Source organism: Nonomuraea antimicrobica, assembly GCF_039536965.1.
In the GTDB taxonomy this organism is placed as follows: Bacteria; Actinomycetota; Actinomycetes; order Streptosporangiales; family Streptosporangiaceae; genus Nonomuraea; species Nonomuraea antimicrobica.
The window spans coordinates 1-11318 of the sequence record NZ_BAAAZP010000190.1; the positions used below are offsets into that span (position 1 = coordinate 1).

The window sequence follows — 11318 nt, forward strand, 5'->3', positions numbered from 1 at the left end:
CTGGGCCATCACCGCGGCCACCAGCGGCCCGAGCGGGCCGGGCGCGACGGGCACCGGCCGGGTCAGCGTGGCGCGCACGCGCTCGGCCACCGACCCCTCGAAGGCCGCCGCGCCGGTCAGCGCGACGTAGAGGGTGGCGCCGAGCGACCACAGGTCGCTGGCCGGGCCGCCGGGGTGGCCCTCCAGCCGCTCGGGCGCGATGAAGCCGGGCGAGCCGATCATCAGCCCCTGCTCGGTGAGCGTGGCCTGGCCCTCCTGCCTGGCGATGCCGAAGTCGGTGAGCACCACCCGGCCGCTGTCGGTCAGGAAGACGTTGCCCGGCTTGACGTCGCGGTGCTGCAGGCCCTGGGAGTGGGCCACCAAGAGCGCTTCGAGCACGTCGGCGCCGACCCTGGCGGCGTGGGCGGGCGGCATGGGGCCGAACTCGTGCACGGTCTCGGCCAGGGTGCGGCCCCGCAGCAGCTCCATGACCAGCCACGGCCGCTCCTGCTCGACCACCACGTCGTGCAGCGCGACGATGCCGGGATGGCGCAGGCGCGCGGTGGCCTGCGCCTCGCGCACGGCCCGCGTCACCGAGTCGGCCCGCTCCTTGGGCGACATGCCCTCGGGCAGCGTGAGCTCCTTGACCGCGACGTCACGGTCAAGCATCTCGTCCCTGGCCTGCCACACCTTCCCCATGCCGCCCGCGCCCAGCGGGCGGAGCAGGGAGTAGCGGCCGGCAAGTCTTCCGGCGGACATAAAGGGAAGGGTAACTAAGGATCAAGAGGGGTGGTTACTCGTTCCTGTCGGTCTTGCTCTCTATGGTCTTGGTTCGTGGACCCGGTTCAAGGCACTCTCGACGAGCTCGGCACCCCGCTGAGCGACGTCACGTTCGTCGTGTTCGACCTCGAGACGACCGGCGGCGCGCCTGCCGAAGACGCCATCACCGAGATCGGCGCGGTCAAGGTGCGGGCCGGCGAGGTGCTGGGCGAGTTCTCCACGCTGGTCGATCCGGGCGGGCCGATCCCGCCGTTCATCTCCGTGCTGACGGGCATCACCGACGCCATGGTCGTGGCCGCCCCCAAGATCGAGGCGGTGCTGCCGAGCTTCCTCGAGTTCATCCGGGGCGCGGTGCTGGTGGCCCACAACGCCGGCTTCGACACCCGCTTCGTCAAGGCCGCCTGCGCGGGGCTCGGCTATCCGCCGCCGGTCAACCCGGTGGTCGACACCGTCGACCTGGCCCGTCGGGTGCTGACCCGCGACGAGACGCCCAACGCCAAGCTGTCCACGCTGGCCAGGTTCTTCCGCAGTCCCGTCGAGCCGTGCCACCGCGCACTTCAGGACGCCAGGGCCACCGTCGACGTGCTGCACGGGCTGATCGAGCGCGCCGGGTCGTTCCAGGTGCACACGCTGGAGGAGCTCAAGTCGTTCGTCCGGGCCCCCACGCCCGAGCAGCAGCGCAAGCGCCACCTGGCCGAGTCGGTGCCGCACGCGCCGGGCGTCTACCTCTTCGAGGACGAGCGCGGCGAGGTCCTCTACATCGGCAAGAGCACCAACCTGCGCAACCGGGTGCGCTCCTACTTCACGGCAGGCGAGACCAGGCCGCGCATCAGGGAGATGATCGGCATCGCCGACCGGGTACGCCACATCGTCTGCTCGACCGCGCTGGAGGCGGAGGTCAGGGAGCTGCGGCTGATCGGCGGGGCCAAGCCGCGCTACAACCGCCGCTCGCGCTTCCCCGAGAAGATGTTGTGGCTCAAGCTCACGGACGAGGCGTTCCCGCGCCTGTCGATCGTGCGTGAGCTGAAAGACGACGACGCCACCTACCTCGGTCCCTTCACCAGTGCCCGGCTGGCCGACGACGCCCGCATCGCCCTGCACGAGGCGATCCCGCTGCGCCAGTGCACCCAGCCGATCACGCCGCGCACCCGGCGGGCCGCGTGCGTGCTGCACGAGATGGGCCGCTGCGGAGCGCCGTGCGCGGGCCAGGAGAGCCCGGAGCAGTACGCGCTGCACGTCGAGAACGCCCGCCGCGCCATGACGCTCGACGCCTCCCCCGTCTTCACCGCGGTGTCGGCCCGCATGGAGCGCCTGTCGGTGGAGCAGCGCTACGAGGAGGCGTCGGTCGACCGTGACCGGCTGGCCTCGTTCGTCCGCACGGCGGCCCGCATGCAGCGGCTGAGCGCCGTCACCCGCATCCCGCAGCTCGTCGCGGCCAGCCCGGCCTTCGGCGGCGGCTGGGACGTCCACGTCGTCCGCTACGGGCGGCTGGCCGCGGCCGGGGTCATGCAGAAGGGCACCCACCCGACCCCGTTCGTCGCCTCCCTCGTCGCCGCGGCCGAGGTCGTGCTGCCCGGCCCTGGGCCGGTGCACGCCGCCAGCGCCGAGGAGACCGAGTGCATCCTGCGCTGGCTCGAGTCCCCGGGGGTGCGGCTGGTGGAGGTCGACGGCGTGTGGAGCCTGCCCGCGCGGGGCGCCGCCCGGCACAAGGCCCGCATCGATCTCGCCTACCGCCCTCTCGATCGGCCCCGCCCTCGCGAGGGGCGACCTTTGAGGTGAAACGGTAGAGTTGGCCCATGGTCACGGCAATCGTCCACATAAATGCAGAGGTAGACCGGATTCCGGAGGTCGCCCAGACGATCGCCGAGATCGAAGGGGTCAGCGAGGTCTACTCCATCACCGGCGAATACGACCTGCTGGCCATGGTCAGGGTCGCCGAGTACGAAGAGATCGCCGAGGTCGTGCCGGGGCGAATCAACAAGGTGGCCGGGGTGCTGCACACGGAGACGCACATCGCCTTCCGCGCCTACTCCAGGCACGACCTGGACGCCGCCTTCTCCATCGGCTTCCCCGAAGCCGACTGACCCCACCGGGCCCCGGAAACCCACCCGGCCCCGGGAAACGCGGGCCGCGCCTCCCCTTACCCGCTTCCATCACACGAGATCCTCCGGCGGGACCGGGTTTTCGCGTGCGCGGATCCGGGGCCGGGGCCACCATTAACCGCCATGGGCCTCCCGGACGCCGACGGGCCCGGACGAGGATTCCTCGTCCGGGCCCGTGCGGTTGTGGCGTCAGCGGTCAGTGGGAGATGCTGCGCTCGTCGTTCTCCCCTGCGCCGATGGCGGCGTGCTCGTCCTCGTGGCCGTGCCCGTGCCCGTCGTCCAGCGGGATCTTCTCCCCGCCGTACGCCTTCGACATGCGCCCGCGCAGCTTGCCGAGCGGCCCGCGCATGCCCTTCGGCGGGATGCCCGCGCTGTCCTCGGCGACCGGGAGCATCGGCACCGGACGCTTGCCCCGCATGTGAGCCTCGATGTCCTCCGCCGGCGGCGTGTGGACCTCGATGAACTCACCGTGCGGCAGCCGCTTGATCACACCGGACTCCACACCGTGCGAGATGATCGCCTGGTCGGAGCGCTGCAGCCCGAGGCACATACGGTAGGTGATCAGGTAGGCCAGGGCCGGCGCGACGAAGATCAACACGCGACCGGCGTAGGTCGTGTGGTTGAGGCTGACGTGGAAGAAGGCCGAGATCTCGTCGTTGGCGCCGAGCAGCCACAGCACACCGTAGAACGTCATCGCCGAGATGCCGATCGAGGTGCGGTGCGGGTTGTTGCGCGGACGGTCGGCGACGTGGTGCTCGCGGTTGTCGCCCGTGACCCAGCGTTCGAGGAACGGATAGAGCGCCAGGCCCGTCATGATGATGCCCATCGGCACCAGCGCCGGGATGATGACGCTCAGCGGCAGCGTGCCCGCGTGGGCCGTGCCGAAGAGGTTGATCTCCCAGGCCGGCATGATGCGCAGCGCGCCTTCGAGGAAGCCCATGTAGAAGTCGGGCTGCGAACCCGCCGACACGTCGGCCGGCGTGTACGGGCCGAACAGCCAGATCGGGTTGATCTGGGTGAACGTCGCGAGACCGGTGATCACGGCCAGCGTGAACAGGAAGTAAGCACCCGCCTTGGCCATGAAGGCCGGGTAGAACGGGGCGCCCACGACGTTGTGGTTGTCGCGGCCCTTGCCCGGCATCTGGGTGTGCTTCTGCACCCACATGAGCACCATGTGGGCGGAGATCAGCGCCAGCAGAATGCCCGGGATGAGCAGGATGTGCAGCGAGTAGAACCGGGAGATGACATCCTCGCCCGGATACTCCCCGCCGAACAGGAAGAACGTGAGGTACGTGCCCACCAGCGGCAGCGAGATCGCCACACCCTCGGTGATCCGCAGACCGGCGCCGGAGAGCAGGTCGTCGGGGAGCGAGTAGCCGGTCAGGCCCTCCGCCAGCGCCAGCGTCAGCAGCAGCACGCCGATGATCCAGTTGATCTCGCGCGGCTTGCGGTAGGCGCCGGTGAAGAACACCCGCAGCGCGTGCACCATCATGCCGGCCACGAAGAGCAGGGCCGCCCAGTGGTGCATCTGCCGCATGAGCAGACCACCCCGGACGTCGAAGCTGATCTCCAGCGACGACGCGTAGGCCTGGGACATCATGACGCCCTTGAGCGGCGCGTAAGAGCCGTCGTAGGCGATCTCCGCCATGCTGGGCTTGAACCAGAACGTCAGGAACGTACCGGTCAGCAGCAGGATGATGAAGGAGTAGAGGGCGATCTCCCCCAGCAGGAACGACCAGTGGTCGGGGAAGACCTTGCGCAGGTTGCGCTTGAGGAAGTTGGCCCCGCCCAGGCGCTCGTCGAGGAAGTTCGACGGCCCGGTGATGGCCTTCGGCGCGGCCTTCAGCTCATCACTCATGCCTGGCCTCCCTTGGCCCTGGCCTCGGCCTCGGCGTCACCGCGTTCCCAGTAGCTGGGGCCGACCGGCACCTCGAAGTCGCCCTGGGCGATGAGGTAACCCTCGGAGTCGACGGTGATCGGCAACTGCGGCAGCGGCCGGGCGGCCGGACCGAAGATGACCTTCGCGCCGTCGGTGGCGTCGAACGTCGACTGGTGGCACGGGCAGAGGATGTGGTGGGTGTTCTGCTCGTAGAGTGCGGCGGGGCAGCCCACGTGGGTGCAGATTTTGGAGTACGCCACGATGCCGTCGTGCGTCCAGTTCTGCCTGGTGCCGCTCTTCAGCTCTTCCGGACGGAACTTGATCAGGATGAGCGTGGCCTTGGCCAGGGCGGTCAGGTCGTGCTCGTAGCCCTCGGGGACGACCGACAGGATGCCGCCGGGCGAGTTGAAGTCGGCGGCCCTGATGGGCTGGCCGGTGCCCTCGACGACGAGCCTGAGCGGCTTGCCCTCCTTGGTCTTCGTGCCCCAGACCGTGTGGCGCAGCGTGGTGTTGAACCGCGAGCCCGGCATCTTGCTGTTGTCGAGGTCGCGCAGCAGCACCACAGGCACCAGGCCGAGGGGCGCGGCGGCCAGCAGCAGCGTGCGGCGCAGCAGCTTGCGCTTGACGAAGCCGCTCTCGTTGGCGCCCTGGAGGAAGGTCTCGCCGACCACCTCGCGGTCGTCGGCGTCGGAGACCATCGGGTGGCGCTCCTGGACGAGCGTGTACTTCGGCATGATCTGGCGGACCCAGATCACGATGCCGACCGCCAGCCCGAGGATCGCCAGGGTGAGGGACGTGCCCAGCGCCAGGTTGGAGTTGCCGGTCGCCTCAGGGCTGCCGACCTGGAACACCACGTAGGAGATGATGAACGCGATGGAGGCCAGGAACGTGATCGTGAAGCACAGCGCCACGATCTTCTCGGCCTTGCGCGCCTTGGTCTCGTCCTGCTGCGCCACCCCGGGGACGTCGCGCTGGGCGACCTCGCCGGTCGGCGCGCTGCCGAGCATCGAGGTGCCCGGCGCGGGAGTGCCGATGACACGCTTGGGGACGCGCTCGTCCGGCTGCTCGATCTCGTTCTCGTTGTCTGTCATGACTTCTGTCGCTTCTTCGCGGTGATCCAGATGGCGGCGAGTGCGAGGGCGCTGAGACCCACGATCCACGCTACGAGACCCTCGGTGACCGGGCCGATGCGCCCGAGAGCGAAACCTCCCGGGTCACGCTGACTGCGAACCTGGGTGATGTAGGCGATCATGTCGCGCTTCTCTTCGGGCGTGATCGTCGTGTCGTTGAAGACCGGCATCGCCTGGGGGCCGGTGACCATCGCCTCGTAGATCTGCGTGGGGGTCGCCTCGTTGAGGTTGGGGGCGTACTTGCCCTGCGTCAGGGCGCCGCCCGCGCCGACCCAGTTGTGGCACTGGATGCAGTTGGCGCGGAACAGCTCGCCGCCCTTGCCGGCGTCGCCGAGCTTGCCGTCGACCTGCTCCGCCCCGGGCACCTGCGGGCCGCCGCCGAGCGACTGCACGTAGGCCGAGATCTGGCGGATCTTCGTCTCGTTGACCCACTCCGGCAGGGGCTTGCGTGGGGCCTGCGGCCCGGGGGCGCCGGCCGGCATGCGCCCGGTGCTCATCTGGAAGTCGACCGCCGCGGCGCCGACGCCGATGAGGGTGGGCGCCGAGCTGGTGCCCTGCGCGTTCATGCCGTGGCAGCTAGAGCAGTGCTTGACGAACAGGCTCTTGCCCTCGGCCACGTCGTCGACCTTGCCTGCCGCCAGCGCCGCGTCGGCAGGCTTACCCGCCTGGACAAAGGCGGCGTATACCATCCCGACCAGCGCCAACGCCAAAATCAGGACGGCATATCTCGCGAGGGGATGCCGCCGCCAAGCGGTGATCCTAGTCACAGAGATCCCGTTCCTTAACGAATGATGTAAATGGTCGCGAAAAGACCGATCCAGACGACGTCTACGAAGTGCCAGTAGTACGACACCACGATCGCGCTGGTGGCCTGCTCATGCGTGAAGCGCTTCGCGGCGTACGTGCGTCCCAGCATGAACAGGAACGCGATCAGGCCACCGGTCACGTGCAGGCCATGGAAGCCCGTCGTCAGGTAGAACACCGAAGTGTAGGCGTTAGCGGACAAGGTCGCGCCCTCTGACGCCAGCTCCATGTACTCGTACAGCTGTCCGGCGACGAAGATCGCGCCCATGATGAAGCTGACGATGTACCAGAAGCGGAGCTTGCCGACCTGCCCCTTCTCCGCGGCCCACACGCCGAGCTGGCACGTCACACTCGACAGCACCAGGATGATCGTGTTGACCGTCGCGAACGGGATGTTCAGGTGAGCGGCCTCCGCGGCCTCTGCGCCAGCAGGAAGGAGCGCGGGTCCCCACTCGAGGCCCTTGCCCTCGCTCACCGACCGGATGGTGAAGTACATCGCGAACAGCGCCGCGAAGAACATGAGCTCAGAGGACAGCCAGACGATCGTCCCGACACTGACCAGGTTCGGTCTGCGGTACGACTGTGCTGTCGTCGTCGAAGTAATTGCGGATGCTGTCGCCACGGGCAGCATTATTGCGGCTCTGGTGGTCGGTCCGGCGCACGACCCCCCGTTAGCAGGTACAAACCACCGACCAACCTGGGATAATCAACACAGAACACCCACCAGGCATGGTGGCCTCGGTCAGCGCACCGGCGCACCGGTACGATCCCAGGTGACCATACCTCTTCGACTGATAGTGAGCGCGACCCATGTCCACTGGGAGCACCGACGAGACGATGAAGGTCCTCGTCTACAGCGACGACGCCACCACCAGGGCCGAGGTGAGCCAGGCCATCGGCAGGCGCCCCGCGGCCGACGTACCGTTCGTGGAGATCGTGGAGTGCGCCACCGAGCCCAAGGTGCACCAGTGGCTGGGCTCCGGCGAGATCGACGTGGCCGTCCTCGACGGCGAGACGCAGCCGGCGGGCGGCATGGGGATCGCCCGCCAGGCCAAGGACGAGGTCTACGACTGCCCGCCCATCTGCCTGATCATCGCCAGGCGCGACGACCGTTGGCTGGCCGACTGGTCGAAGGCCGACGCCGTCGTGCCACAGCCCCTCGAGCCCATGGTCCTGGCCGACACGGTGGCCGACCTGATGCGCCGCCGTTCCTCCACCCGCCTCAACGCCGAGTAGGTGCCCATGGACTCCCGGACGACCTGGCCCACGCTGCTGTCCGCTCTCCTGTCCGGAGAGCACCTCACCTCCGACGAGTCGGCCTGGGCGATGCGGGAGATCATGTCCGGCGCCGCGACGCCGTCCCAGATCGCCGGCTTCGTGATCGCGCTGCGGGCGAAGGGCGAGACCGTGGCCGAGGTCGTGGGCCTGGCGCGCACCATGCTCGACCTGGCCACCCCGCTGAGCGTCGAGGGGCCCGTGGTCGACGTCGTGGGCACCGGCGGCGACCGCGCGCACACGGTCAACGTCTCGACGATGGCCGCCATCGTGGCCGCCGCGGCGGGCGCCCGGGTCGTCAAGCACGGCAACCGCGCCGCCTCGTCGTCCTGCGGGGCCGCCGACGTCCTGGAGCACCTGGGCATCCGGCTCGACCTCACGCCCGAGCAGACGGCGCGGGTGGCCCGTGAGGCGGGCATCGCCTTCTGCTTCGCGCCCGTCTACCACCCGGCGCTGCGCTTCGCCGGGCCGACGCGCAAGGAGATCGGGGTCCCCACGGTCTTCAACTTCCTGGGCCCGCTGACCAACCCGGCCCGTCCCTCGGCGCAGGCCATCGGCGTCTACGACGCCCGCATGCTCCCGGTGCTCGCCGGCGTCTTCGCCGAGCGCGGTGTCTCCGCCCTGGTCTTCCGCGGCGACGACGGCCTCGACGAGCTGACCATCGCCGACACCTCGACGGTGTGGGTCGTCCGCGACGGCACGGCGACGCAGGCCGCGTTCGACCCGGCCGTGCTCGGCATCCCGCGCGCCGACGTGGGGGCCCTGCGGGGCAGCGACGTGGCGTTCAACGCCCAGGCCGTCCACGACCTGGTACGCGGGAAGACGGGCCCGGTGCGCGACGCGGTGCTGCTCAACACGGCGGCCGCCCTCGTGGCGCTCGACGGGCCCGGCGACGACCTCGACGCGGCCATGGTCGGCGCGTACGCGCGCGCGGTGCGGGCGGTCGACTCCGGCGCCTCGGCCGACACCCTCGACCGCTGGATCGAGATCAGCGGCTCCGTCGCCACCGCCTGAGCGGGCCGCAGGGCCGCACGCAGGCCCCGGCTGGGCGGGCTCAGTGCCTGAGCGGGCCGCCGAGCCGCCTGGGCGGGCTCAGTGGCGCAGGATCATGGTCGGGCCGTCCTTCAGCGAGCTCCACTTGAGCCACTGGGGCCAGTCCTCCTGCCAGTGCCCCCACCCGTTGGTGGGCTCCAGCTTCCGCGGCGAGCCGGTGATGATGATCGGATCGCCGATCAGGGTGTTCTTGATGAACCAGGCCGCGTTGTCCGGGCTGATGTTCACGCACCCGTGGCTCACGTTCGAGTTGCCCTGCGAGCCCACCGACCAGGGCGCGCTGTGCACGTACTCGCCGCTGTTGGAGATCCGTACGGTGTTGTAGACGGTGAGGCTGTAGTACCCGGCCTGCCCGGGCCCGATCCCCGGCGAGGTCATCACGGTGACGGGCTCGCGTGACATGGCCAAATGGACGCCGGAGGTCGTGTAGTACTTCCACTGCCCGCCCTGCCCGGCGCTCATGGGCATCGTGCGGACCTTCTCGCCGTCCCGCCGGACGACCAGCACGTGCTCGTCGGTGCTGCCCTTGGTGATCTGCTTGCGGCCGATCTTGAAGTCGACCCGTACGTCCCGCTTGCCGTACATGCCGGGCCCGCCGCGCACCCCGGCCAGCTTGGCCTCCACCCGCACCTTCGTGTGCGCGGGCCAGTACTTCTGCGGCCGGAAGTCCACATGCTGGTCGTCGAACCAGTGCCAGGCCCCCTCCACCGGCCTGGAGCTGTGGATGGAGAGGTTGCGCTCCACCGAGACCCGGTCGGTGACGGGCGCGTCGAAGGCGATCATGACCGGCATGCCCACCCCGACGGTGAGCCCGGTGTCGTCCTTGTTCGGGGTGATCGTCTTGATGTCGAACGTCTTGTTGCCCTTGACCGTGGAGAACGCGCTCTTGGTCTCGCGCTGCTTCCCCGCGGCGTCGACGGAGACGGTGGTGACCGCGTACGAGGTGCCCGGCCGGGCGGTGCCGAGGCTGCGCCAGCGGGTGCCGTCGGAGCTGAGGATGCCCTTCAGCGGCCCGGCCTTGCCCCCCTCCACCTGTACGCTCTTCAGCTTGCCCTCAGTGGCCGACACGACCACGGGCTGGTCCGTGGGCACGTTCGGGGTCTTGTCGGCCGGAGAGACCCCTACAGGGGCGCCGCGTGCCCCTCCCGCCATGGCGGCCCCCTGGGGTTTCTCGGTCGGACGGCTCGCCGAGCACGCTGTCAGCAGCGCCAAGGCCAGCAGGCCCGCCGTTCCATACGCTCCTCGCCCCACGAGTACTCCCTCGTCCAAGATCGAACCCCTTCTGCCTCCTTTACTACCCTGAGTGACCGATTCACCGCATCCGTACACTGGTAAAGAACACCAAAAAGCGGGCGTCCTCCCCGGGGGAGGGCGCCCGCTCCAGATGTGGGGCTCAGCCTGTGGTCAGTGGGAGAAGTTCCCCCTGTAGTACTGGAACACGAACCCGATCATGGCCATGATGATCAGGAAGACCCCGATCAGGAACATCCAGAAGCCGATCACGAACCCGGCGAAGGCGAAGGCCGCCGCCAGGCACAGGAACAGCGGCCACCAGCTGCTCGGGCTGAAGAACCCGATCTCGCCCGCGCCGTCGCTGATGTCGGCCTGCTTGTTGTCCTCGGGCTGCGCGCCGATGCGCCGCGCGGTGAACATCAGGTAGTAGCCCACCATGAACGCGAACCCGACCGAGATCGCCATGGCGGTGGTGCCGACCGGCTCGCCGTGACCGGTCGCCGCCTTCGTCCAGAACCAGTAGGCGATGTCGACGCCGGCGAAGAACACGCCGCACGCGAGGAACAGCCAACCCTGCACCTTCATCGGGACTCAACCTCCGGGGCGGACTTGCTGGAAGCGTGCGGGTAGTGCAGGTCGAACGCGGGACGCTCGGACCGGATGCGCGGCAGCGAGGTGAAGTTGTGCCGCGGCGGCGGGCACGAGGTGGCCCACTCCAGCGAGCCGCCGTAGCCCCACGGGTCGTCCACGGTGACCTTGGGCGCGCTGCGCCAGGTCTTCCAGACGTTGTAGAAGAACGGCAGCGTCGACGCGCCGAGCACGAACGCGCCCACCGACGAGATCATGTTGAGGTCGGTGAAGCCGTCGGCGGCGCTGTAGTCGGCGTAGCGGCGGGGGAAGCCCGCCATGCCGAGCCAGTGCTGCACGAGGAACGTCGTGTGGAAGCCCACGAACAGCAGCCAGAAGTGCAGCTTGCCGAGCTTGTCGTCGAGCATCTTGCCGGTGAACTTGGGCCACCAGAAGTAGAACCCGGCGAACATCGCGAACACGACGGTGCCGAAGACCACGTAGTGGAAGTGCGCC

The 11318-nt window shown here is 69.2% G+C and carries 12 protein-coding genes; 4 read left to right on the forward strand and 8 right to left on the reverse strand.

Features of this window, described 5'->3' with window-relative positions:
* The coding region (locus ABD844_RS43310) for a serine/threonine-protein kinase (RefSeq protein ID WP_344892407.1) at positions 1-738 on the reverse strand (738 nt) is incomplete at its 3' end.
* A 75-nt stretch (positions 739-813) separates the two neighbouring features.
* Between ABD844_RS43310 and ABD844_RS43315 the strand changes: the two genes are divergently transcribed.
* Together ABD844_RS43315 and ABD844_RS43320 are read left to right on the forward strand one after the other, a co-directional pair.
* Positions 814-2538: a DEDD exonuclease domain-containing protein gene (locus tag ABD844_RS43315; protein WP_344892410.1), complete on the forward strand. Its 1725-nt coding sequence runs from the start codon at positions 814-816 to the stop codon at positions 2536-2538.
* A 17-nt stretch (positions 2539-2555) separates the two neighbouring features.
* Positions 2556-2843 carry an Lrp/AsnC family transcriptional regulator gene (locus tag ABD844_RS43320; protein WP_344892413.1) on the forward strand — a complete coding sequence of 96 codons (288 nt, stop codon included), beginning with the start codon at positions 2556-2558 and terminating at the stop codon, positions 2841-2843.
* Between the two features lie 214 nt (positions 2844-3057).
* Here ABD844_RS43320 and qcrB read toward each other — a convergent pair whose 3' ends face one another.
* Genes qcrB through ctaE form a run of 4 tightly spaced genes read right to left on the reverse strand, consistent with a single transcriptional unit; the run spans position 3058 to position 7305 of the window.
* Positions 3058-4719: a cytochrome bc1 complex cytochrome b subunit gene (gene qcrB / locus ABD844_RS43325; RefSeq protein ID WP_344892416.1), complete on the reverse strand. Its 1662-nt coding sequence runs from the start codon at positions 4717-4719 to the stop codon at positions 3058-3060.
* Entirely contained in the window at positions 4716-5831 is a 1116-nt protein-coding gene (gene qcrA, locus ABD844_RS43330; RefSeq protein ID WP_344892419.1) for a cytochrome bc1 complex Rieske iron-sulfur subunit, read from the reverse strand. Before qcrA ends, qcrB begins: the two co-directional genes overlap by 4 nt.
* Complete coding sequence (gene qcrC, locus ABD844_RS43335; protein ID WP_344892422.1) at positions 5828-6637, reverse strand: cytochrome bc1 complex diheme cytochrome c subunit; 810 nt, start codon at positions 6635-6637, stop codon at positions 5828-5830. The genes qcrA and qcrC overlap by 4 nt, the downstream gene beginning before the upstream one ends.
* Before the next feature lie 14 nt (positions 6638-6651).
* Positions 6652-7305 carry an aa3-type cytochrome oxidase subunit III gene (ctaE, locus tag ABD844_RS43340; RefSeq protein ID WP_344892425.1) on the reverse strand — a complete coding sequence of 218 codons (654 nt, stop codon included), beginning with the start codon at positions 7303-7305 and terminating at the stop codon, positions 6652-6654.
* Positions 7306-7484: 179 nt separating this feature from the next.
* Between ctaE and ABD844_RS43345 the strand changes: the two genes are divergently transcribed.
* Positions 7485-7910, forward strand: a complete 426-nt coding sequence (locus tag ABD844_RS43345; protein ID WP_344892428.1) for a hypothetical protein — start codon at positions 7485-7487, stop codon at positions 7908-7910.
* A 6-nt stretch (positions 7911-7916) separates the two neighbouring features.
* Positions 7917-8963, forward strand: a complete 1047-nt coding sequence (trpD, locus tag ABD844_RS43350) for an anthranilate phosphoribosyltransferase (RefSeq protein ID WP_344892431.1) — start codon at positions 7917-7919, stop codon at positions 8961-8963.
* Positions 8964-9041: 78 nt separating this feature from the next.
* Here the strand turns inward: trpD and ABD844_RS43355 are convergent, their stop codons facing one another.
* From ABD844_RS43355 to ABD844_RS43365, 3 genes are all read right to left on the reverse strand, one after another.
* The gene (locus tag ABD844_RS43355) at positions 9042-10253 is read right to left on the reverse strand and encodes a L,D-transpeptidase (RefSeq protein WP_344892434.1); all 1212 of its coding nucleotides are present in this window, start codon (positions 10251-10253) and stop codon (positions 9042-9044) included.
* Between the two features lie 153 nt (positions 10254-10406).
* The gene (locus ABD844_RS43360) at positions 10407-10820 is read right to left on the reverse strand and encodes a cytochrome c oxidase subunit 4 (RefSeq protein ID WP_344892437.1); all 414 of its coding nucleotides are present in this window, start codon (positions 10818-10820) and stop codon (positions 10407-10409) included.
* Positions 10817-11318 (reverse strand): cbb3-type cytochrome c oxidase subunit I (locus ABD844_RS43365; RefSeq protein WP_344892439.1); only part of this gene is annotated, 502 nt, incomplete at its 5' end. The genes ABD844_RS43365 and ABD844_RS43360, both read right to left, overlap by 4 nt.

What these genes read in the sequence shown, in the direction of transcription:
- ABD844_RS43320 (WP_344892413.1), top strand. Translation starts at nt 2,556, where the DNA reads ATGGTCACGGCAATCGTCCACATAAATGCAGAGGTAGACCGGATTCCG.
- qcrB (WP_344892416.1), bottom strand. Translation starts at nt 4,719, where the DNA reads ATGAGTGATGAGCTGAAGGCCGCGCCGAAGGCCATCACCGGGCCGTCG.
- qcrA (WP_344892419.1), bottom strand. Translation starts at nt 5,831, where the DNA reads ATGACAGACAACGAGAACGAGATCGAGCAGCCGGACGAGCGCGTCCCC.
- ctaE (WP_344892425.1), bottom strand. Translation starts at nt 7,305, where the DNA reads ATGCTGCCCGTGGCGACAGCATCCGCAATTACTTCGACGACGACAGCA.
- ABD844_RS43345 (WP_344892428.1), top strand. Translation starts at nt 7,485, where the DNA reads ATGTCCACTGGGAGCACCGACGAGACGATGAAGGTCCTCGTCTACAGC.
- trpD (WP_344892431.1), top strand. Translation starts at nt 7,917, where the DNA reads ATGGACTCCCGGACGACCTGGCCCACGCTGCTGTCCGCTCTCCTGTCC.
- ABD844_RS43360 (WP_344892437.1), bottom strand. Translation starts at nt 10,820, where the DNA reads ATGAAGGTGCAGGGTTGGCTGTTCCTCGCGTGCGGCGTGTTCTTCGCC.